20 protein-coding genes are annotated in these 20,774 nt (G+C 69.8%); 9 read left to right on the plus strand and 11 right to left on the minus strand.

What is annotated here, in order from left to right:
* The first annotated feature begins 15 nt into the window (after positions 1-15).
* Both AC5Y3Z_RS15590 and AC5Y3Z_RS15595 read left to right on the plus strand, forming a co-directional pair.
* Positions 16-327 (plus strand): PE family protein, encoded by a 312-nt coding sequence (locus AC5Y3Z_RS15590; protein ID WP_473139474.1) that lies wholly within the window; start codon positions 16-18, stop codon positions 325-327.
* A 13-nt stretch (positions 328-340) separates the two neighbouring features.
* Complete coding sequence (locus tag AC5Y3Z_RS15595; protein WP_473139511.1) at positions 341-1,600, plus strand: PPE family protein; 1,260 nt, start codon at positions 341-343, stop codon at positions 1,598-1,600.
* Positions 1,601-1,603: 3 nt separating this feature from the next.
* On the opposite strand, the gene AC5Y3Z_RS15600 is transcribed toward AC5Y3Z_RS15595, so the two are convergent.
* The gene (locus tag AC5Y3Z_RS15600) at positions 1,604-2,242 is read right to left on the minus strand and encodes a PaaI family thioesterase (protein WP_473139475.1); all 639 of its coding nucleotides are present in this window, start codon (positions 2,240-2,242) and stop codon (positions 1,604-1,606) included.
* Positions 2,239-3,537: an adenylosuccinate synthase gene (locus AC5Y3Z_RS15605; RefSeq protein WP_473139476.1), complete on the minus strand. Its 1,299-nt coding sequence runs from the start codon at positions 3,535-3,537 to the stop codon at positions 2,239-2,241. The genes AC5Y3Z_RS15600 and AC5Y3Z_RS15605 overlap by 4 nt, the downstream gene beginning before the upstream one ends.
* 89 nt (positions 3,538-3,626) lie before the next feature.
* Between AC5Y3Z_RS15605 and AC5Y3Z_RS15610 the strand changes: the two genes are divergently transcribed.
* The 3 genes from AC5Y3Z_RS15610 to AC5Y3Z_RS15620 all read left to right on the plus strand — a co-directional run bounded on the left by AC5Y3Z_RS15610 (position 3,627) and on the right by AC5Y3Z_RS15620 (position 6,092).
* A complete protein-coding gene (locus AC5Y3Z_RS15610) occupies positions 3,627-4,280 on the plus strand; it encodes a peptidase M50 (RefSeq protein ID WP_473139477.1) in 654 nt (217 codons plus the stop codon).
* A 9-nt stretch (positions 4,281-4,289) separates the two neighbouring features.
* On the plus strand, positions 4,290-5,069 hold the full coding sequence (locus tag AC5Y3Z_RS15615) for a site-2 protease family protein (protein ID WP_473139478.1): 780 nt from the start codon (positions 4,290-4,292) through the stop codon (positions 5,067-5,069).
* 129 nt (positions 5,070-5,198) lie between these two features.
* Positions 5,199-6,092 (plus strand): cation diffusion facilitator family transporter, encoded by an 894-nt coding sequence (locus AC5Y3Z_RS15620; protein WP_473139479.1) that lies wholly within the window; start codon positions 5,199-5,201, stop codon positions 6,090-6,092.
* On the opposite strand, the gene AC5Y3Z_RS15625 is transcribed toward AC5Y3Z_RS15620, so the two are convergent.
* Positions 6,093-6,506, minus strand: a complete 414-nt coding sequence (locus tag AC5Y3Z_RS15625; RefSeq protein WP_463825519.1) for a DUF3151 domain-containing protein — start codon at positions 6,504-6,506, stop codon at positions 6,093-6,095. It abuts the gene before it with no gap.
* 70 nt (positions 6,507-6,576) lie between these two features.
* On the opposite strand from AC5Y3Z_RS15625, the gene AC5Y3Z_RS15630 reads away from it, so the two are divergent.
* On the plus strand, positions 6,577-7,377 hold the full coding sequence (locus AC5Y3Z_RS15630; protein WP_463825518.1) for an Rv0361 family membrane protein: 801 nt from the start codon (positions 6,577-6,579) through the stop codon (positions 7,375-7,377).
* Here AC5Y3Z_RS15630 and fbaA read toward each other — a convergent pair.
* On the minus strand, positions 7,374-8,408 hold the full coding sequence (fbaA, locus tag AC5Y3Z_RS15635) for a class II fructose-bisphosphate aldolase (protein ID WP_463825517.1): 1,035 nt from the start codon (positions 8,406-8,408) through the stop codon (positions 7,374-7,376). The genes AC5Y3Z_RS15630 and fbaA overlap by 4 nt on opposite strands.
* A gap of 84 nt (positions 8,409-8,492) precedes the next feature.
* Between fbaA and AC5Y3Z_RS15640 the strand changes: the two genes are divergently transcribed.
* Positions 8,493-9,182, plus strand: a complete 690-nt coding sequence (locus tag AC5Y3Z_RS15640; RefSeq protein ID WP_463825516.1) for a VTT domain-containing protein — start codon at positions 8,493-8,495, stop codon at positions 9,180-9,182.
* Here AC5Y3Z_RS15640 and AC5Y3Z_RS15645 read toward each other — a convergent pair.
* From AC5Y3Z_RS15645 to ttfA, 6 genes are read right to left on the minus strand one after another with little or no spacing between them, the layout of a single operon-like run.
* Entirely contained in the window at positions 9,165-10,277 is a 1,113-nt protein-coding gene (locus AC5Y3Z_RS15645; RefSeq protein WP_473139480.1) for a glycoside hydrolase family 76 protein, read from the minus strand. The two genes, AC5Y3Z_RS15640 and AC5Y3Z_RS15645, sit on opposite strands and share 18 nt — an antisense overlap.
* A 16-nt stretch (positions 10,278-10,293) precedes the next feature.
* Positions 10,294-10,938 carry a TrmH family RNA methyltransferase gene (locus AC5Y3Z_RS15650; protein ID WP_473139481.1) on the minus strand — a complete coding sequence of 215 codons (645 nt, stop codon included), beginning with the start codon at positions 10,936-10,938 and terminating at the stop codon, positions 10,294-10,296.
* Complete coding sequence (locus AC5Y3Z_RS15655; protein ID WP_473139482.1) at positions 10,935-11,843, minus strand: hypothetical protein; 909 nt, start codon at positions 11,841-11,843, stop codon at positions 10,935-10,937. The genes AC5Y3Z_RS15650 and AC5Y3Z_RS15655 overlap by 4 nt, the downstream gene beginning before the upstream one ends.
* 9 nt (positions 11,844-11,852) lie before the next feature.
* The gene (gene pyrE, locus AC5Y3Z_RS15660; protein WP_463825512.1) at positions 11,853-12,392 is read right to left on the minus strand and encodes an orotate phosphoribosyltransferase; all 540 of its coding nucleotides are present in this window, start codon (positions 12,390-12,392) and stop codon (positions 11,853-11,855) included.
* Entirely contained in the window at positions 12,379-13,191 is an 813-nt protein-coding gene (locus tag AC5Y3Z_RS15665; RefSeq protein ID WP_473139483.1) for an SDR family NAD(P)-dependent oxidoreductase, read from the minus strand. The genes pyrE and AC5Y3Z_RS15665 overlap by 14 nt, the downstream gene beginning before the upstream one ends.
* 6 nt (positions 13,192-13,197) lie before the next feature.
* On the minus strand, positions 13,198-14,052 hold the full coding sequence (gene ttfA / locus AC5Y3Z_RS15670) for a trehalose monomycolate transport factor TtfA (protein ID WP_463825510.1): 855 nt from the start codon (positions 14,050-14,052) through the stop codon (positions 13,198-13,200).
* Positions 14,053-14,342: 290 nt separating this feature from the next.
* On the opposite strand from ttfA, the gene AC5Y3Z_RS15675 reads away from it, so the two are divergent.
* Both AC5Y3Z_RS15675 and AC5Y3Z_RS15680 read left to right on the plus strand, forming a co-directional pair.
* Positions 14,343-17,249: a PE family protein gene (locus tag AC5Y3Z_RS15675; RefSeq protein ID WP_473139484.1), complete on the plus strand. Its 2,907-nt coding sequence runs from the start codon at positions 14,343-14,345 to the stop codon at positions 17,247-17,249.
* Between the two features lie 11 nt (positions 17,250-17,260).
* On the plus strand, positions 17,261-18,070 hold the full coding sequence (locus tag AC5Y3Z_RS15680) for an enoyl-CoA hydratase/isomerase family protein (RefSeq protein ID WP_463825508.1): 810 nt from the start codon (positions 17,261-17,263) through the stop codon (positions 18,068-18,070).
* On the opposite strand, the gene clpB is transcribed toward AC5Y3Z_RS15680, so the two are convergent.
* Positions 18,036-20,582, minus strand: a complete 2,547-nt coding sequence (clpB, locus tag AC5Y3Z_RS15685) for an ATP-dependent chaperone ClpB (RefSeq protein ID WP_463825507.1) — start codon at positions 20,580-20,582, stop codon at positions 18,036-18,038. The genes AC5Y3Z_RS15680 and clpB overlap by 35 nt on opposite strands.
* Positions 20,583-20,774: the final 192 nt, after the last annotated feature.

Here is a 20,774-nt window from a genome sequence, read left to right on the forward strand (position 1 = left end):
GCCGAGGGAGGGTGCATGTCGTTCGTGACGACCCAGCCGGAGGCGCTGGGCGCAGCCGCGCACGACCTGGCGTGTATCGGGGCGGCCATGCGTGCTCTCAACGATGCATCGGCCGCCCTCACCACCGCGCTGCCGCCCGCGGCCGCAGACGCGGTGTCGGCAACGACGGCACTGCGGTTCGCCTACCACGCGAACATGTATCAGCTGGTCAGTGCGCAGGCCGCGGCCGTGCACGAGCAGTTCGTCGCCGCGCTGGCATCCGGCGGTGGCTCGTATGCGGCCACCGAGACCGGCAACGCCGCCGCGACCGGTTCGGCCGGGGTGTAACGCGATGCAGGGCCTGGACTTCGGCGAGCTGCCCCCCGAGATCAATTCGGCCCGTATCTACGCCGGACCCGGATCGGGGCCATTGATGCAGGCCGCGGCTGCCTGGGAGCGGCTGGCCGGCGAACTCAACGCGGCCGCGGAGTCGTACGCCGCGGTGATCTCCGGCCTTACCAGCCAGGAGTGGTTGGGGCCGTCGTCACTGTCGATGGCGGCCGCGGTCACGCCGTACCTGACGTGGATGCGCGGCACTGCCGTCCAAGCCGAACAGGCCCGCGCCCAGGCGCTGGCCGCTGCGAACGCCTACGAGGCGGCCTATGCGGCCACGGTGCCGCCCGCGGCGGTTGCGGCCAATCGCAGCACGGCGATGTCGCTGGTCCGGACCAATATTTTCGGGCAGAACACCCCCGCCATCGCGACCACCGAGGCCAACTACGGCGAGATGTGGGCGCAGGACATCGTCGCGATGGACGGTTACGCCGGCAACTCCGAGGCCGCCTCGCAGTTGGATCCGTTCACCTCGCCCCCGGCCACCACCGACGCCGCTGCCGCTGCGGCCGCGCCGGCAGCCACGGTGGGTGACGTGATCGGCGACCTGATCGCCGGCCTACCGAACCCGTTCGAGGACCTCGACCTGCTGGTGCTCGGCACGCTGGGCCTCTCGGCTGCCAGCCTGGTCGTCGCGCTGGGGCAGTTCAGCGAAGAGGTTCGCAGCGACGAGGTCGAGGAGCAGGAGCTGCAGGCCGGCAACGAGCTCGAACAGAACGAGCTCCAGGCCGGCCAGGCGGGGTTTGCCGAGGAGCCGTACCTCGGGCGGGCCGCATTGGCGCCGCGACCGATCGCAGCGGGGGCCGCCGCGATCTCCGGCAATTCGGCCAGCCTCAACGGGCTCTCGGTGCCGCAGAGCTGGTTCCTGCCCCCGGCGGTGCGTCAAGTCGCCGCGATGTTCCCCGGCACCACACCGCTGTTCACCGGCGGCGAAGGTGGCGGCTATGTGGGCTTGGCCGCGGCCGGTCTGGCCGGCACCGGTCTGGCCGGGCTGGCAGCGCGCGCCGGTGCGTCGTCGACGCCGACCCAGGCGGCCCCGGCCGCCGGTGCGGCCGCCACCCGGCCCGCGGCCAACACGCCCGCGATCCCGGCCGCCGCTGCGGGCGTGCAGTTTCCGGGGTTGCCGTCCGGGCTGCCGCCCGGCGTGGTGGCCAATCTGGCGGCGACGCTGGCCGCCATCCCCGGGGCGACCATCATCGTGGTGCCGCCGGATCCCCAGCAGCAGTAGCGATCAGGGCTGACCGGGCAGCAGCCGCACCATCAGCCCGTTGCCGTCCGCGAGCAGGTTCTCGTCGGCATCCACCAGCTCCGCGGACACGAACGCTTTGCGCCCCTCGGTGCGGGTGACCCGCCCGCGGATGGACAGCGGCTCATCGATCGGGGTGACCTTGCGGTAGTCGACGTGCAGGAAGGCGGTCCGGCTGATCGGCCGGCCGGCTGCGTGCGAGATCATGCCGAACGTGTGGTCGAACAGCAACGGCAGCACTCCCCCGTGCACCGCCATGTTGCCGCCGACGTGGAAACGGCTGAAATGACCGGTCATTTCCACGCTGTCGGGACCGTAACGGGTCAGGTCCCACGGCGGCAGCAGCAAACTGCCCATGCCGGGCAGATCCGGCGTCCGGCCGGCAGGTGAGATACCTTCGGCGGCCTGAAACGGTCCCAGCAACTCGACCAGCGCGGCGGCATGCTCGGCGGCCCTGTCCCACACGTCGTCGTCGGGCGCAGCGGACACCGCAAGATCCTGGACCCGGCGCATGGCGGTGACGAAGCGCCGGAAACCCGCACCGGGATCGGCCGGCCCGAATTCCGGGAAGCCGCCGTGGTGCTCGTATTCGGGGTCGAGGTCCTTGGGGTCCGGGTCGGTCACGGACGCGCCGCCAGGACGTCCCGGCGCACGATGGTCTGGTCGCGCCCGGGACCCACGCCGATGCACGAAACATGCGCTCCGGCAAGCTCTTCCAGCCGCAGCACATAGTCGCGGGCCTTAGCGGGCAGGTCGTCGAACTCGCGGGCGGTCGAGATGTCCTCCCACCAGCCGGGCAGCTCCTCGTACACCGGGGTGGCGTGACACAGGTCGCTCTGGGTCATCGGCATCTCGTCGGTGCGTTTGCCGCCGACCTCGTAGCCGACACACACCGGCACCGTCTCCAGGCTGGACAGCACGTCGAGCTTGGTCAGGAAGTAGTCGGTGATCCCGTTGACCCGGGTCGCGTATCGCGCGATGACGGCATCGAACCAGCCGCAACGGCGACGCCGGCCGGTGGTGACACCGAACTCGCCGCCCGTCTTGGACAGGTATTCGCCGTTCTCGTCGAACAGTTCGGTCGGGAACGGGCCCGAGCCCACCCGGGTGGTGTAGGCCTTCAGGATCCCCAGCACCGTGCCGATGCGGGTCGGGCCGATGCCCGAACCCACCGCCGCGCCACCGGCCGTCGGATTCGACGAGGTGACGTAGGGGTAGGTGCCGTGATCGACGTCGAGCAGGGTGCCCTGCGAGCCTTCCAGCAGCACCGTCTCGCCCGCGTCCAGTGCGTTGTTGAGCAGCAGCCGGGCGTCGGCGATGCGGTGCCGGAAACCTTCGGCCTGCTCCAGCAGTGCCTCGACCACCTGGCCGGGTTCGAGCGCTTTGCGGTTGTAGATCTTGACCAGCACCTGGTTCTTGAACTCCAGTGCCGCCTCCACCTTGTGGGTCAGCTGGTCGGGGTCCAGCACATCGGCGACCCGGATTCCGATCCGGGCGATCTTGTCCTGGTAGCAGGGTCCGATGCCGCGGCCGGTGGTGCCGATCTTCTTGCTGCCCATGTAGCGCTCAGTGACTTTGTCGATGGCCACGTGATAGGGCATCAGCAGGTGGGCGTCGGCGGAGATCAGCAGCCGGGAGGTGTCGACACCGCGGTCTTCCAGGCCTTTGAGCTCGTCGAGCAGGACGCCCGGGTCAATCACCACGCCGTTGCCGATGACGTTGGTGACCCCCGGGGTCAGCACGCCGGACGGGATCAGGTGCAGCGCGAAGTTCTCACCGGTCGGCAACACGACGGTGTGCCCGGCGTTGTTGCCGCCTTGGTAGCGCACCACCCACTGCACGCGTCCGCCGAGCAGATCTGTGGCCTTGCCTTTGCCTTCGTCGCCCCATTGGGCGCCGATCAGCACGATTGCCGGCATGACGTGCTCCCACCTCGTCTGGCGGGTTATGCCCGCTTATTGTGGTCCAGCCGGTGACCTACCCTATCCTGCGGTGCGCAAGGAGTGTCATGAACGCGCCTATTAACCGAGCGGAAACCGCGGTCAGCGTGGCGGTTCTGCCGTTCGACGAGGGACCGCTGCCGCCCGCGTTGCGAGGTCTGGATGTCGGCGGAACCGACATCAGTACCCTCCCGGGCCGCTATCGGCGGCTCGTTGTCGTCGGTGCCGACGCCGACCTGGCCGCCGTACTGACCCGGCTGTTGCGCGTCGACCGGCTGGACGTCGAAGTGGCGTACGTCCCGCGCGGGCGCACCCGCGCCAGCCGGGCCTACCGGTTGCCGACGGGATCCCGGGCGGCGCGACGGGCCGTCGGTGGCACCGCGCGCCGGGTCCCGCTGATCCGCGACGAGACCGGGACGGTGCTGGTGGGACGGGCCAGCTGGGTGCCGGCCGAGGGGTCGCCGGCGATCCGTGGCGAGGCGATCGTCGACGACACCGTGCTGTTCGACGGGGACGCCGCCGAGGTGTGGATCGAGCCCACGGCGGCGATCCCGGGTCTGCGGGCGGGGTTGGCGGGCCGCTGGCCGCGCTGGGTGAGCGGGCGTGCCGCCCAGCTGGGCACCCCCGGCGCCCGCGTGCTGCGTGACGGTGTGCCGGCCAAGCGTCCGGTGCGTCGATCGACGTTCTACCGCAACGTCGAGGGCTGGTTGCTGGTCCGGTAGCTTCGACCGGTGAGCGATCGGCGGGTGCACGAATCGGTGCGGCCTAGCCCGATCTTTCTCGGCCTGGTCGGGTTGACCGCAGTCGGCGCCGCGCTGGCCTGGGCGGCCGGATCCACGGTGCGGCCGCTTGCTTACGCTGGCGTGTTCGTCTTCGTCATCGCGGGGTGGCTGGTGTCGCTGTGCCTGCACGAGTTCGGGCATGCCTACACCGCCTGGCGATTCGGTGACCACGATGTCGCGGTGCGCGGTTACCTCACGCTGGATCCCCGCCGCTACAGCCATCTCGGCCTGTCACTGGTGTTGCCGATGGTGTTCATCGCCCTGGGCGGTATCGGGCTGCCGGGGGCCGCGGTCTATGTGCGGACCGGGTCCATGTCTCCGGCGCGGCGCACCATGGTGAGCCTGGCCGGGCCGGCGATGAATCTCCTGCTGGCCGTGTTGCTGTTGACGACGGTCCGGTGGTGCTACCAGCCGTCGCACCGGGTGCTGTGGGCCGGAGTTGCGTTTCTGGGGTTCCTGCAGATCACCGCGGTGCTGTTGAACCTGCTGCCCATCCCGGGCCTGGACGGCTACGACGCGCTGGAGCCGCACCTGAGCCCGCAGACCCAGCGCGCGGTGGCCCCCGCCAAGCAGTGGGGCGTCTTCTTTCTGCTGTTCGTGCTGTTGTCGCCGGTGACGAGTCAGTGGTTCTTCGGGCTCGTCTACGAACTCTTCAGCTTGTCGGGGGTGTCGCCGCGGCTGTCGGGGATGGGCGCCGGGCTGACCCGGTTCTGGGGTTCGTTGTTCTAGGTGTGCCGGCGTGCTGGCCACCGAGCCGGTAAGCACGCCCACCCCGTCCGGCGTGTCGGGTGCGTGGATTCAGTGTCGCGGCGCTGGCACTGTTGCGATATATGCGTGATTGCGCATATATTACTCGCCATGGGCGCCGGACACAGTCACACCCCCGCCGAGGCGGACGCCTCGCGGATGATCCCCAAGATGATCGGCGCCGCCGCGATCCTGGCGACGTTCTTCGTCATCGAGCTGACCACGTCGTTGCTGATCAACTCCATCGCGCTGCTGGCCGACGCCGGCCACATGCTCACCGATGTGGTGGCCGTCTTCATGGGATTGGCCGCCGTCGTCCTCGCTCGCAAAGGCAGCTCGTCGCCGAACCGCACCTACGGCTGGCATCGTGCCGAGGTGTTCACCGCGGTGGCCAACGCCGCGCTGCTGGTCGGGGTGGCGGCGTTCATCCTCTACGAGGCGATCGACCGGCTCGGCGGCGCACCGACCGTGCCAGGCCTGCCGATGATCGTGGTGGCGCTGGCCGGAGTGGCCGCCAATTTCGCCGTGGCCATGCTGCTGCGCTCGCACTCCGAGGACAGCCTGGCCGTCAAGGGCGCCTACATGGAGGTGGTGGCCGACACCGTCGGCAGCATCGGGGTGCTGATCGCCGGGATAGTCACCGTCACGACGCACTGGCCCTACGCCGACGTGGTGGTCGCGGTGCTGGTCGCGCTGTGGGTGCTGCCGCGGGCGATCGCGCTGGCCCGGGCGGCACTGCGCATCCTGTCCGAATCGTCTCCCGCGCACATCGACGTCGACGAGTTGCGGTCGGCGCTCGGTGCGGTGGACGGGGTCACCGAGGTGCACGACCTGCACGTGTGGACGCTCTCCCCCGGCAAGGACATGGTCACCGCACACCTGACCAGCGCAAGCGACTCGGGCCGGGTGCTGCACGAGGCACGCGCGGTGCTGTCGGCGCGCGGGTTGGAGCACGCCACCGTCCAGATCGACTGCCCGGACGGCCACTGCGAAGAGACGTTCTGACTACAGCCCCAGGGCGGGCCGCGCGCCGGGGTCGCAGTCGTCGAGCAGATCCAGGCAGCGCCGGAACTCGTCGGTCTCCCCGATGGCGTCGGCGGCGCGCGCCAACGCGGCCACGCAGCGCAGGAAACCCCGGTTCGGCGGGTGCTGGTAAGGCACCGGCCCGAACCCTTTCCAGCCGTTGCGGCGCAGCTGGTCCAGGCCCCGGTGATAGCCGGTGCGCGCGTACGCGTAGGCGGTGATCGCCCTGTCCTCGGCCAGCGCCTCTTCGGCGAGTGCAGCCCAGGCCACCGACGCCGACGGGTGCGTCGCGGCGACGATGCCCGGCTTCTCGCCAGCCAGCAACTCGGCTTCGGCTTCGCTGTCGCCGGGCAGCAGGATCGGATCAGGTCCCAGAAGGTCACCCATCGGTGTCATGCGGCCCATTCTGCCAATTCGGCTGCCGCGGTGAGCACACCAGCCGCGGTTGGGTCGCTAAGCTCCTTCTATGCCCAACGCACCCGAGCCAGGCCGCGACCGCACCGGTTTCCGCGGCAAACCGGGCAGCCAGCGCGACCCCGGCGAAACCCAGAACCCACCGCCGGCATCCGGTGAGGCCGAAACCGAGACGCTGAAACTCGCCAAGCAGCAACCGGTGGCGGCCAGCGAACCGGCCGAGGCCGAAGAACCGGAACGGCGCTTCACCGCACCCGGCTTCGACGAGAAGGAAACCCAGGTGATCGCCACGGCGCCGGAGGCGGCCACCGAGGCGTTCCAGACCCAGCCGCCCGCCGCCCAGCCGACGCCACCCGCCAAAGCGGCCGTGCCCCAGTCGATCCCCGGGCGGACCGGGGGCAAGGCGTCGTTCAAGAACCGCAACTGGGGCTGGGTGCTGGCCATCGTGGTGATCGTGCTGGCACTGGCGGCGATCGCCATCTTCGGCACCGTCCTGCTGACCCGCAAGGACCATCCGAAAGCGTCGCAGGAAGACCAGGTCAAGCAGACCATCCAGAATTTCGACATCGCGATCCAGCGGGGCGACCTGACCGCGCTGCGCAGCATCACCTGCGGGACCACCCGCGACGGTTACGTGGAGTACGACGAGAAAGCCTGGTCAGAAACCTACCGGCGGGTCTCGGCGGCCAAGCAGTTTCCGGTGATCGCCAACATCGACCAGGTGGTCGTCAACGGCCAGCACGCTGAGGCCAACATCACCACGTTCATGGCCTACGACCCGCAGACGCGCTCGACGCGCAGCCTGGACCTGCAGTTCCGCGACGACCAGTGGAAGATCTGCCAGTCCAGTTAGCCCGCGAGGGACTTGCCCGCGCAGTGCAGGTCGTTGCAGGCCTCCACCACCCGCTCGGCCATTGCGGCTTCGGCCTTCTTCAGATAGCTGCGCGGGTCGTAGACCTTCTTCGAGCCCACGTCGCCGTCGACCTTGAGCACGCCGTCGTAGTTGGTGAACATGTGGCCCGCCAGCGGGCGGGTGAACGCGTACTGGGTGTCGGTGTCGACGTTCATCTTCACCACGCCGTACCGCAGGGCCTCCTCGATCTCGGACTTCTCCGAGCCGGACCCGCCATGGAAGACGAAGTCGAAGGGTTGGGCGTCGTCGGACAACCCGAGCTTGGCGGCCGCCACCTTCTGCCCCTGCGCCAGGATGTCGGGGCGCAGCTTCACGTTGCCCGGCTTGTAGACGCCGTGCACGTTGCCGAACGTCGCCGCCAGCAGGTAATGACCATGTTCGCCGTGCCCCAGCGCGTCGATGGTCTTCTCGAAGTCCTCCGGCGTGGTGTACAGCTTGTCGTTGATCTCGTTGGCGACGCCGTCCTCCTCGCCGCCGACCACCCCGATCTCGATCTCGAGGATGATCTTGGCCTCGGCCGCGTGCTTGAGCAGCTCGCGGGCGATTTCCAGGTTTTCGTCGATCGGGACCGCCGAGCCGTCCCACATGTGCGACTGGAACAACGGATTGTTCCCCGCGCGCACCCGTTCCGCGGAGATCGCCAGCAGCGGCCGCACGTAGGTGTCGAGTTTGTCCTTGGGACAGTGGTCGGTGTGCAGGGCCACGTTGATCGGGTACTTCGCCGCGATGACGTGGGTGAACTCGGCGAGCGCCACCGCGCCGGTCACCATGTCCTTGACCCCGAGGCCGGACGCGAACTCCGCACCGCCCGTCGAGAACTGGATGATGCCGTCGCTGCCGGCGTCGGCGAACCCTTTGATGGCGGCGTTGACGGTCTCCGACGAGGTGCAGTTGATGGCCGGGAACGCGTAGGCGTTCTTCTTGGCGCGGCCCAGCATCTCGGCGTAAATCTCAGGGGTTGCGATGGGCATGGAACGGCTCCTCCTACAGAGACTCTTCTCAAGACCTAGAGACTGGGCCTACTCAGTATTACAACGCCGGTATGTTGAAGCATCATGAGCACTACCGTCGTAGCCTCCGGCAGCATCCTGGACCCGATGTTCTGGATCGGCCCGGAGGGTCTGTTCGCCTCCGCGGTACTGCCGACCATCCTGGTCATCGTCTTCGTCGAGACGGGTCTGCTGTTCCCGCTGCTGCCCGGCGAGTCGCTGCTGTTCACCGGCGGATTATTGGCCGCCAAAGGGACGCTGGACATCTGGGTGCTGGCACCGGCCGTCGCCGTGGTCGCGATCCTCGGTGACCAGACGGGATATTTCATCGGTCGGCGCATCGGCCCCGCGCTGTTCAAGCGGGAGGACTCCCGCTTCTTCAAGCAGCACTACGTGACCGAGTCGCACGCGTTCTTCGAGAAGTACGGACCGTGGGCCATCATCCTGGCCCGGTTCATGCCGTTCGTCCGGACGTTCACCCCGGTGGTGGCGGGCGTGTCCTACATGCGCTACCCGGTGTATCTGGCCTTCGACATCGTCGGCGGCGTGCTGTGGGGCGGCGGCGTCACCATCGCCGGTTATTTCCTGGGCAACGTGCCGTTCGTGCACCAGAATCTGGAAAAGATCATCCTGGGCATCCTGTTCGTGTCGATGATCCCGGCGTTCATCGCGGCGTGGAAAGGCTTTCGCGGCCGACGCCGGGCCGCTGCGGCGGCGCCCGAAGACGAGGCCGATCCGCTAGTGCTTCCCGACTGACGCGACGCTGTGGGCGGCTTCCATCAGCATCCAGCCCGACAGTTGCACCGACAGGTCCCGCTCCGGGATCTCCGAGCTGTTCACCGCGCCCGCCACGAACTGCGCCTCTTTGCCGGCGGCGACGGGTATCTCGGCGTCGCGGTCCCAGAACGCGCCGAACACCGGTAGCCCGTCCACCGTCTGGCGGTTCTCCCACGCCGACTTCGCCGAGGACAACACGATCTTGGCAGCGGTGTCCCGGGCCGCCACATCCTCGGCGGCGTCCCCCGGCAGGTCGGTGGCGACCAGCGCCAGATAGCGCGCGGTGATCCCGGCGAACAGACCGCCGTCGCCACCGCCGGCCCCCCGCAGCACACCGGCGGGCGCCATCTCGTTGTCAACCGCGGCAACCAGGCGGTGCACCCGCGGCCGGTGCCGGTCGTCGTGGGTGCGTTTGGCCAGTTCGGTCTCCAGCCCGAGCACCACACCCTGGCAATAGGTGTATTGCGCGCGGACCAGTGAACCTTCTTTGATGCCGTCGAACACCAGGTGGTTGTCAGGGTCGATCAGGGTCTCGTCGATCCAGTCGGCCAGCTGCTGCGCCCGCCGCAGGTGCCCTTCGTAGCGGGCCAGGAAGATGCCCGCCGGACCGTTGGCGGGTGCGTTGAAGAACCGGTCCTGTTTGCGCCACGGGATGCCGCCGCCATGCTCGGGCATCCAGGCGTTGACGAACTGCCTGGCCAGCTTGGGCAGCGCGCGGCTGCGCTCCACCCCGACCAGGCGGGCCGCCCGTTCCAGCGCCAGCGCCAGCCAGGCCATGTCGTCGTAGTAGCTGTTGGTCCAGCGCAAGTTGTTGCGCAACCGGTGCGAGCGGACCTGCCGGTTGATCCGGGTGTGCCGCTCCGGCTGCGGGTCCCGCAACTGCGCGTCGATCAGGCAGTCCAGCAGGTGGGCCTGCCACCAGTAGTGCCAGGTGCCGAACAGCCGGTCTTGCCGATTCGACGGCCAGGCCACCACCCCGAGCTGGGTGGCGGGCAGACCCCACAGCCGGGTCAGATTCCGTTGCGTGACGGCGGCTTCGGAGCTGGCGGCGCGGTTCGCCCATACCTGGTCCATACCTGTCGATCCTGCCCTACCAAGCCTGGGAGAGATCACCGTGCTGGCGGATCCAGGTGTGCATCGCGATGCCCGCAGCCACCCCGGCGTTGATGCTGCGGGTCGAGCCGAACTGGGCGATCGACACCGTGAGCGCCGCGCCGCCGCGGGTGTCGTCGGTGATGCCCGGCCCTTCCTGGCCGAAAACCAGCAGACAGCGGCGCGGCAGGGTGGTCCCTTCCAGCCGGGCGGCACCGGGGACGTTGTCCACCGCGACGACGGTCAGCCCGGCGCCCGCCGCGAACTCCATCAACTCGGCGGTGCTGTCGTGGTGGCGCAACCGCTGGTAGCGGTCGGTCACCATGGCGCCGCGCCGGTTCCAGCGCCGACGGCCGACGATGTGCACGGTGTCGACGGCGAACGCGTTCGCGGTGCGCACCACCGACCCGATGTTGGCGTCATGGCCGAAGTTCTCGATGGCGATGTGCAGGCTGTGCCGGCGCCGGTCGATGTCGGCGACGATCGCCGCCCGGGTCCAGTACCGGTAGGCATCGACGACATTGCGGGTATCGCCGTCGCGCAGCAGCTCCGGGTCGTATCTGGGATCGTCGGGCAGGTCCCCGGACCACGGTCCGACTCCGGCGGCCGGCACACCCCATTCGGTGGGCCCCGGCTCGGTCACTTGGTGGTCCACACCGCGGCGTGGGTGCCGACGATCGCGACCGTCGCGTACAGCAACGCCTGGTTGATCTCACCCTGCGTGCACAGGGATGCGTTGACCTGCACCGCATCCCGTGAGGCGTCCGGCAGCAGCAGCACCGAGGACCCGTAGGCCGTGCACCCCGGGTTCAACCCCTTGCCGGGTAGCGTCGGCGCGGCCGTCAGCATCAGCGGCCCGCCCCGCGTTGCGGAGTCGTCGCGATACCGCGACCCTTCGGCGTCGGCCTGCAGGCCCAACAACATGTAGCCGTTGCCGTTGAACGCCGCGGGGTTGCTCAATTGGGCCTGATTCACCGGTACGCCGTCGGCGCGCCAGGCCGACACGCTGGTGGTCTTCACCACCAGGCCGGTGTCGCTCTCCTTGGTCGGCAACAGGCCCACCGGGAACGCCGCCGGGTAGGCGGCCGCGGTGCCGGCGATGCGGTCGTGCGGCGAATACAGGTACACCCCGCGCACGGCGCTGCGGTCCTTCGTGGATCCCAGGCACGCGGTGCCGGTGAGCCGGTCCGGTGGCGCTCTCAACGGCGAGACGATGTCGGACACCTTGGTGACCGCTTCGTCGCAGCTGCCCAGCCCGGTCGACTCCATCGGATGCGACAGCGCGCCGTAGAGGCCGAAACGCAGTTCTTCGGCCTTGGCGTGCGGCTGGTGCGGATCGGTCGGCGACGCGTCGACGTCGAACAGCACATAGTCGTCGGACCAGCGCAGGTTGGTGACCGACACGTTCCAGCCCAGCACCGCCTGCGATTCTCCGACGTGGGCGCGGAACGCGCCGTAGATGCGACCGGAATGATCCGAGCCCGAACAGCCGAGCACCGTGGCCAGCACAGTGGTCAGCACGAAGGCCAACACCACCGGGACGCGCACGCAGCGACCCTAGCCCAGCCCCAGGTCAGCTAGGCCCAGCACACTGCGGTACGGCAACCCCTCGGCCCGGATGGCTTCCGCGGCACCGGTTGCCCGGTCCACCACGGTGGCCACGCCGACCACCTCACCGCCGGCATCCTGGACGGCGCGCACCGCCGTCAGCGCCGAACCGCCGGTGGTGCTGGTGTCCTCGACCACCAGCACGCGTTGACCGGACACCTCGGAACCTTCGATAAGCCGTTGCAGGCCATGGGCTTTCGCCGACTTGCGGACCACGAATGCGTCGATCGGGCGGCCCGGCGCGTGCATGACGGCGGTGGCCACCGGATCGGCCCCCAGCGTCAGGCCGCCGACCACCGCGTAGTCCCAGTCGTGGGTGAGCTCGCGCATCAGCCGGCCGATCAGCGCGGACGCGCGGTGGTGCAGGGTGGCGCGGCGCAAATCGACGTAGTAGTCGGCCTCCTTGCCCGACGACAGCGTGACCCGACCGTGCACCACCGACAGCCGGCGCACCAGGTCGGCGAGTTCGGCGCGCTCAGGTGCGGCCACGGCCGCCGCCGATCCGTCGGTTGACCGCGGCGATCACCCTGCGGGGTGAATACCGCCCGGTGCCGGCCCGCAGAACACCGCGCGGCACCACGCCGCTGGCACCGATCAGAGCCTTGTACCGCAGGCTGGGCACGCTGACCACTTTGCCGCGGGCGATGTCGGCGAGACTTTCGCGCACCACCTCGTCGACCTCGAGCCACAGGAACGACGGAACCCTCGTCACGTCCGCCCCGGCCCGGGCGTGGAACTCGGTGTGCACGTATCCCGGACACACCGCGTGCACCCCGACGCCGGTGCCGCGCAGGGCGTCGGCCAGGCCCTCGGTGAACGAAACCACCCAGGCTTTGGACGCGGCGTACATCGATCCCCGGCCGGGCAGCAGCCCGGCCACGCTGGCGATGTTGATCACGGTGCCGGCGCCGGCGTCGAGCATGGCCGGCAACGCGGCCCGGGTCAGGTGCATCACCGCGGTGACGTTGACGTCGAGCTGCTGTTGCAGGACTGCGGGGTCGGCGTCGCAGAATTCGTCAGACGTGGCGAAACCGGCGTTGTTCACCAGCACCCGCACCCCGGCGGCCAGCCGTTCGGCGACCTTGGCACGGTCGTCGGCATCGGCCAGGTCTGCTTGCAGGATCTCGACCGCGCCCGGCTGCGCGGCCAATTCGTCGGCGAGTTGCTCGAGGCGCACCGCGTCGCGGGCAACCAGGACCAGGTCGTAGCCGTCGTGGGCGTACCGGCGCGCGTAGCCCGCACCGATTCCGGACGTGGGCCCAGTGATCAACGCAACAGGTCGAGGCATGAACTCTCAGTGCTGGTAGTTGCTGGCCTGCTGGCCGTTGCGTCCCGCTCGCGGCGGACGCGGAGCGCCTTCGGGACGGCTCTCCTCGCGGCGGACGGGCTCCGCCGCCCGCCGTCCCAGATCAGACATGATCCCGGCGGCCGGGTCGGCTTGCGTACGCCGCGACGGCAACTCCGCGCGGGCGGCCGAAGCCAACGGACGGCCCGGAGCACGCAGATTCTCGGGTTCGCCGGGCTCCTCGGCTGCGTCGGCGGGCAGCGGCGGCAACACCCGCAGCAGGTCGTTGAACTGGCGGACGGTGCGCAGGCCCTCGTCCCACTGGGCACGGGTGCTGGCGATCGGCATCGCGACCAGCGTCCAGTGCTGCTCGTTCCACATGATCTCGGCGCAGTCGGGGGCAGTGTGGGCGAAAGTGACCATCCGCCGGTCGCAGGCCCGCCGGGCCGCATCGAGGTTGGTGGAGTAGACCATCCGCGGCCCGATCGCACCGAGCAGCCAGATGTCGCTTTCCCGTGGCTCCTTGAGTCCCTTGAGTCGCAGGTCCACCACCACGTTGGTGCCGACCTTGCGGTGCAGCGCGATCACGGTGGCGACCTCTTCGAGGTCGAAGATGTACACCGCTTCGCCGCGGATCTGGCCCAGCACGACGTTCTGGGCCGGGACATCACCGACCGTCGACATCACGCCGCGCTTCCACCGGTGCAGGATGTCGGTCGATTCGCGTTCGTAGTCGAACCCGTGCGATCTGGCCCACGACCTGCGGCGTCTGCTGCGTCCGCGACGTCGATCGATATCGACGTACAACAACACCGCCGCACCGACGAAGCACAGTGCGGACAGTGTGAACCAGAGCGGGACCATCGCAGCACAGCTTATCTGTTGTGCGGGTGGAACACAGAATCCGAGCAGGTCACAACCGCGTCACAGGTGCGGTGACCGGCGTGGCGGAACGGTGCGGCGGGCGGGCAGCAGGCGAATTGCACGGCCATTTTCATTGATTCGTATTTCATGAAATTCATTTGGCCAATAGCCGAAATACGTCAGGCCTACCGATTCGGCAAAAGCCCGACGAACCAGTGGCGGGCTGAGTAACGTCGTTGCAGCTCACCTGCCGTCAGCGAACAAATTCCCCGCTCTTGAATGGATTCACCATGGCACTATTGGTCACCCCGCAAGCTCTGCAACAAGCGGCCGACGAATTGGTCGGCATTCGCTCGACAGTCACGCAGGCCAGCACGGTCGCCGCGATACCGACCACCGGCGTGCTTGCCGCCGCCGGGGACGAGATCTCCGCGGCGATCGCCGCCCTGTTCGGCAACTATGGCCGCGACTACCAGCTCCTGGTGGCCCGGGCGGCGGCGTATCACGACCAGTTCGCCGCGGTGCTTGGCGGGGCGGGACGGGCATACGCCGCAGCTGAAGCCGCGAACACCGCTCCCCTTCAGCTGGTCGAACAGCTCATCAACGCACCTACGCAAACCCTGCTGGGACGCCCACTGATCGGCAACGGTGCCGGCGGCACGGCGGCCAGCCCCAACGGTGGCGCCGGGGGTCTGCTGTGGGGCAACGGCGGCAACGGTTACTCGCCCAGCACACCGGGCGTTGCCGGCGGCGCCGGTGGTGCCGCCGGTTTGATCGGCAACGGCGGCAACGGTGGCACCGGTGGGGCCGGCGCCGCGGGCGGTGCCGGCGGCAGCGGTGGCTGGCTGCTGGGCAACGGCGGGGCCGGCGGGGCGGGTGGTGCCGCCGCGATACCCGGTGGCGCCGGGGGCGACGGCGGAGCCGGCGGGGCGGCCCGACTGATCGGTACGGGCGGCGTCGGCGGCAACGGTGGGGCCGGCGCGACCGGGGCGAGCGGCGCGGACGGCATAGCCGGCGCTCCGGACGGCGCCACTGGCGGCCAGGGTGGCAGCGGGGGCAACGGCGGTGCCGGCGGAGGCGGCGGCCTGCTCGGCAGCGGCGGTATCGGCGGCGCAGGTGCGGCGGGCGGCGCGGGTGGTGCAGGCGGTTTGGGGCACGACGGCGCCGTCGGTCCCGTTCGCGGCGCCGACGGCACCGACGGCGGCAACGGCGGATCCGGCGGTCAGGGCGGCAACGGTGGCGCGGGTGGCGCGGGCGGCACCAACGTCCTGGGCCAGACCGCCGCCCAGGGAGTCGGTGGCGCAGGTGGCACCGGCGGGGCCGGCAACGCACCCGGTGACGGCGGGGCGGGCGCCACCGGCACCTGGACCGTCAATGCCGGCGTCGGCGGTGCCGGCGGCAAGGGCGGCGACCCGGGGCTCGGCGGTGGCGGCGGTGCCGGTGGCGCGGGTTCCACCCGGGGTGCAGACGGAGCTGCCGGGTCCTCCCCGACCACCGGAGGTGACGGCGGAGCCGGCGGCACCGGCGCCGACGGCACCATCCCGGGCGCCAACGGCGCGGACGGCGGCGACGGCGGCGACGGGGGCAAGTACGGCAACGGTGGGGTCGGGGGTATCGGCGGCGACGGGGCCGACGGGTCGGCCGGTTACACCGCCGTGACCGGAGACGGCACCGATGGCGGCAGAGGTGGCGATGGCGGCAGTGGGGGCGACGGTGGAAACGGTGGCACCGCAGGCGGCGTCGGGGGTATGGGCGGGACCGGCGGAAATGCCGGCCACGGCGGCACCGGCGGCAATGGCGTTGAAGGAGCCACCGCCGTCCTCGCCGGGCAAGACGGCGGCGACGGCGGCGACGCGGGTGCCGGCGGTGACGGCGGCCGCGGTGGCGACGGCGGGACGGGTGGGACCGGAGTGGGTGGGCAGGCGCTCAGCGGTGCCGGCGGTGACGGCGGTGACGGCGCAGATGCCGGCGTTGCCGGCAAGGGCGGAAACGGTGCCATTGGAACCTCGGCAACCTTCGCCACCCCGATCGGCGGCCCCGGTGGCGACGGCGGCGACGGGGGCAACTCCGGGACGGCGGGAACCGGAGGGCACGGCGGGCTGGGCTCTTCGGCAGGCGACCAGGGCAGTGACGGCGTTACCTTCGCCGCGGGCGACGGTGGCAGAGGCGGTAACGGTGGCACGCTGACGACCAGCAACGGCAGCGGGGGCGACGGCGGGAACGGCGGCGCCGGCGGCCAGGGCGGCACCCAGGCTGCGGGCGGAACCGGCGGTGACGGCGGAGACGGCGGTCGCGCCATATTCTTCTCAGCCAGCGGGTCGGGCGGCGCAGGAGGCGAAGGCGGTGCTGGCGGCGACGGCGTAACCGGCGGAAACGGCGGAAAGGGCGGCGCAGGTGGCGGCTCGAACGTGCTTGGGGGTGGAGCAGTCAACGGCGGCCTCGGCGGGGACGGCGGAGACGGTGGACGCGGCACGGCAGGCGCGGGTGGTCATGGCGGCGCGGGTGGCGACGGCGGTACGTCGACCGGAACCAGCGCCGGTAACGGTGGCAGCGGCGGCAAAGGTGGCGACGCCGCCAACGGCACCGCCGGTCAGGGCGGGAACGGCGGAACCGGCGGAGAGGGCCGGACCGCAAACGCGGCAGCCGGTGACGGTGGCACGGGCGGTGAGGGCGGCAACGCCACCAACGGCACCGGCGGTAAGGGCGGGGACGGCGGTATCGGCGGTAACGCCGCCGTGCTGTCCGGTGGTGACGGCGGAGACGGCGGCACGGGTGGTGCCGGTGATCCCGGCGGGGCCGGCGGCACTGGCGGGCAAGGCGGCTACGGCGGCACCGTAGGCCAGGGCAACGCGCCCGGGGGTGGCGGCGGCGACGGCGGCGACGGCGGCCAGGGAATCGGTGCCGGCAGCGGCGGAAACGGCGGCATGGGCGGCAATGGTGGCGACGGTGGCCGCGGGACGCCGCTCGAACCGGGTGGCGACGGTGGTAGCGGCGGTACCGGAGGTGACGGCGGCGACTCCGACTCCGGCAGCGGCGGGCCCGGTGGGGACGGCGGCAGCGGCGGCGCCGGCGGACCCGGAATGCTCGAGCTCGGACTCGGGGGTGGACCCGGCGGGCCGGGTCAGCCCCCGAACGGCACCATCGGCGGCAGCGGCGGTACCGCGGGTACCGGCGGAAGCGGCGGCGGACAAACATAGGCGAGGTGTCCATGCACTACCGGGACTATCGGCTGCTGCGTGTGGCCGCCGGGGATGGGATCTGCCGGGCGTCTATCGACAATCCGCCGATCAACCTGCTCGATGTCGCACTGCTCACCGAACTCGACCGGCTGCTCATCGAGGTGGCCGCCGATGACGGGGTGCGGGTGCTGGTACTGGACTCGGCGGACCCGCAGACCTTCATCGCGCACGCGGACGTGGCGCTGATCGCGCACCTGCCACCCGATGACGTCGGGCTGCATGAGGAGTTGTCGCTCTTCCACGCCCTCACCGAGCGGGTGCGGACCCTGCCGAAAGCGACCATCGCCGTCATCGAAGGGGTGTGCCGCGGCGGCGGCTGCGAACTGGTCATGGCTTTCGACATGCGTTACGGGGCAACCGGCACAACGGTTTTGGGCCATCCGGAGGTGTCGGTGGGCATCGTTCCCGGTGGTGGCGGCACCCAGCGGCTGCCGCGGCTGGTGGGCCGGTCGCGGGCTCTCGAAGTGATCCTGGGCGGTCTGGACGTCGATGCCGAGACCGCCCAGGCCTGGGGTTACCTCAATCGGGCGCTGCCGGCCGACGAGTTACGCCGGTTCGTCGACCGGCTGGCCCGCCGGATCGCGGCCGCCCCGGGGACCGCGATCGCGGCAGCCAAACTCGCGGTGGACGCCGCGTCCGCGGACCTGCCGACCGGCCTGCGCATCGAAGACCAACTGTTGCGCCAAACCGTCGCCACCCCGGTGGCCCGCCAGCTGCTGCAGGCGGCGACGGACACCGGGCGGATCAACCGAGGACCAGCGAGTCCCCGTCCGCGCTGACGTTGACCGGCACCACGTCGCCGTCGTGCACGTCGCCCGCCAGCAGCATCTTGGCCAGCTGATCGCCGATCGCCTGCTGCACCAGCCGGCGCAACGGTCGCGCCCCGTACACCGGGTCGAATCCGCGGTGCGCCAGCCACTGCTTGGCCGGTAGCGACACCTCCAGCTGCAACCGCCGCTGGGCGAGTCGTTTGGCCAGTTGGACCAGCTGGATGTCGACGATCTGCACCAGCTCCTCGGGGTTGAGGCCGTCGAAGATCAGCACATCGTCCAGGCGGTTGATGAATTCCGGCTTGAACGCCGAACGCACCGCCGCCATCACCATCTCCTCGGTGCCACCGGAGCCGAGGTTGGAGGTCAGGATCAGGATGGTGTTGCGGAAGTCCACCGTGCGGCCCTGGCCGTCGGTCAACCTGCCCTCGTCGAGCACCTGCAGTAGCACGTCGAACACATCCGGGTGGGCCTTCTCCACCTCGTCGAACAGCACCACGGTGTAGGGCCGGCGGCGCACCGACTCGGTCAGCTGACCACCCTGGTCGTAACCGATGTAGCCGGGCGGCGCACCGACCAGCCGAGCCACCGAGTGCTTCTCGCCGTACTCACTCATGTCGATGCGGACCATGGCGCGTTCGTCGTCGAACAGGAAGTCCGCCAACGCTTTTGCCAGCTCGGTTTTACCGACACCGGTCGGTCCGAGGAACAGGAACGAGCCGGTGGGCCGGTTCGGGTCGGCTACCCCGGCCCGGCTGCGGCGCACCGCGTCGGACACGGCCTGCACGGCCTTCTTCTGCCCGACGACGCGCTTGCCCAGCTCGTCTTCCATGCGCAACAGCTTGGCGGTCTCACCTTCCAGCAGCCGTCCCGCTGGGATGCCGGTCCACGCCGACACCACGTCGGCGATGTCGTCGGGGCCGACCTCCTCCTTGAGCATCACGTTCTCGCGGGCCTCGGCCTGCGGGATCGCCGCGTCGAGCTTCTTCTCGAGCTCGGGGATGCGGCCGTAGCGCAGTTCGGCGGTCTTTTCGTAGTTGCCGTCGCGCTCGGCGCGCTCGGCTTCGCCGCGCAGCGTTTCCAGCTGTTCCTTGAGTTCGCGGACGACGTCGATAGCGTTCTTCTCGTTCTGCCATCTGGTGGTCAGCTCGGCCAGCTTCTCTTTGTAGTCGGCCAGTTCGGCGCGCAGCTTCTCCAGTCGCTCGCGTGAGGCGGCATCCTCTTCCTTGGCCAGCGCCATCTCTTCGATCTCGAGCCGACGGACCAGCCGCTCTACCTCGTCGATCTCCACCGGACGGGAGTCGATCTCCATCCGCAGCCGCGACGCGGACTCGTCGACCAGGTCGATCGCCTTGTCCGGCAGGAAACGCGCAGTGATGTAGCGGTCGGACAGCGTGGCCGCGGCCACCAGCGCGGAGTCGGTGATCCGCACGCCGTGGTGCACCTCGTAGCGGTCCTTGAGGCCGCGCAGGATGCCCACGGTGTCCTCCACGGACGGCTCGCCGACGAACACCTGCTGGAAACGGCGCTCCAGCGCGGCGTCCTTCTCGATGTACTTGCGGTACTCGTCGAGCGTGGTCGCGCCGACCAGTCGCAGTTCGCCGCGGGCCAGCATCGGCTTGATCATGTTGCCGGCGTCCATCGCCGATTCGCCGGTGGCACCGGCGCCGACGATGGTGTGCAGCTCGTCGATGAACGTGATGATCTGCCCGGCGGAGTTCTTGATGTCGTCGAGGACGGCTTTGAGTCGTTCCTCGAACTCGCCGCGGTACTTGGCGCCGGCCACCATCGATCCGAGATCCAGGGAGACGACGGTCTTGTCGCGCAGGCTTTCCGGCACGTCGCCGGCGACGATGCGCTGGGCGAGACCCTCCACGATCGCGGTCTTGCCGACGCCGGGCTCACCGATGAGCACCGGGTTGTTCTTGGTACGGCGGCTCAGCACCTGCACCACCCGACGAATCTCGTTGTCGCGCCCGATGACCGGGTCGAGTTTGCCGTCGCGGGCGCGTTCGGTGAGGTCGGTGGAGTACTTCTCCAGCGCCTGATAGGTGGCTTCGGGGTCGGCGCTGGTCACCCGCGCGCTGCCGCGCACTTTGACGAACGCGTCACTCAACGCCTGCGGCGACGCGCCGTGGCCGGTAAGCACCTTGGCGACGTCGGAGTCACCGGTGGCCAGGCCGACCAGCAGGTGCTCGGTGGAGACGAACTCGTCGTCCATCTCGGTGGCCAGGTGCTGGGCGGTGGTGATCGCCGCCAGCGACTCGCGGGACAGCTGGGGTTGCGAGCTGGCTCCGCTGCTCTGCGGCAACCGGTCCAGCAGTCGCTGGGTCTCAGTGCGGATGGCGGCGGGCTCGACACCGACAGCCTCCAACAGGGGGACGGCGATCCCGTCGTTCTGGGTCAGCAGCGCCATCAACAGATGGGCCGGCCTGATTTCGGGGTTGCCCGCGGACGATGCCGCCTGCAGTGCCGACGTCAGAGCCGCCTGCGTCTTGGTGGTCGGGTTGAAAGAGTCCACGACACCTCCGTTTCTGATACGTAGTTCAAAATCTCGTCGCGTAGTCCAACGCCGTCAAGGTTGAGTCTGTTCCGCTCAACTCTAACTTAATGTCTGCCGGGCCGTCACGGGACCCGTCTTGGGGAGCCGATGCTCCACAAATGAGTTTGCGAAATGCCCTTCCCAAAAACGGTTCGCTGCGTAACGTGTCCG

The organism is Mycobacterium sp. NGS61, assembly GCF_059812325.1.

Excerpts from the sequence above, each read along its gene's own strand:
- AC5Y3Z_RS15620 (WP_473139479.1), top strand. The coding sequence starts at position 5,199 with ATGGGCGCCGGACACAGTCACACCCCCGCCGAGGCGGACGCCTCGCGG.
- AC5Y3Z_RS15640 (WP_463825516.1), top strand. The coding sequence starts at position 8,493 with ATGAGCACTACCGTCGTAGCCTCCGGCAGCATCCTGGACCCGATGTTC.
- AC5Y3Z_RS15675 (WP_473139484.1), top strand. The coding sequence starts at position 14,343 with ATGGCACTATTGGTCACCCCGCAAGCTCTGCAACAAGCGGCCGACGAA.
- AC5Y3Z_RS15610 (WP_473139477.1), top strand. The coding sequence starts at position 3,627 with ATGAACGCGCCTATTAACCGAGCGGAAACCGCGGTCAGCGTGGCGGTT.
- AC5Y3Z_RS15665 (WP_473139483.1), bottom strand. The coding sequence starts at position 13,191 with ATGCCTCGACCTGTTGCGTTGATCACTGGGCCCACGTCCGGAATCGGT.
- AC5Y3Z_RS15645 (WP_473139480.1), bottom strand. The coding sequence starts at position 10,277 with ATGGACCAGGTATGGGCGAACCGCGCCGCCAGCTCCGAAGCCGCCGTC.
- AC5Y3Z_RS15680 (WP_463825508.1), top strand. The coding sequence starts at position 17,261 with ATGCACTACCGGGACTATCGGCTGCTGCGTGTGGCCGCCGGGGATGGG.
- AC5Y3Z_RS15590 (WP_473139474.1), top strand. The coding sequence starts at position 16 with ATGTCGTTCGTGACGACCCAGCCGGAGGCGCTGGGCGCAGCCGCGCAC.
- AC5Y3Z_RS15630 (WP_463825518.1), top strand. The coding sequence starts at position 6,577 with ATGCCCAACGCACCCGAGCCAGGCCGCGACCGCACCGGTTTCCGCGGC.
- fbaA (WP_463825517.1), bottom strand. The coding sequence starts at position 8,408 with ATGCCCATCGCAACCCCTGAGATTTACGCCGAGATGCTGGGCCGCGCC.
- AC5Y3Z_RS15625 (WP_463825519.1), bottom strand. The coding sequence starts at position 6,506 with ATGACACCGATGGGTGACCTTCTGGGACCTGATCCGATCCTGCTGCCC.
- ttfA (WP_463825510.1), bottom strand. The coding sequence starts at position 14,052 with ATGGTCCCGCTCTGGTTCACACTGTCCGCACTGTGCTTCGTCGGTGCG.
- AC5Y3Z_RS15605 (WP_473139476.1), bottom strand. The coding sequence starts at position 3,537 with ATGCCGGCAATCGTGCTGATCGGCGCCCAATGGGGCGACGAAGGCAAA.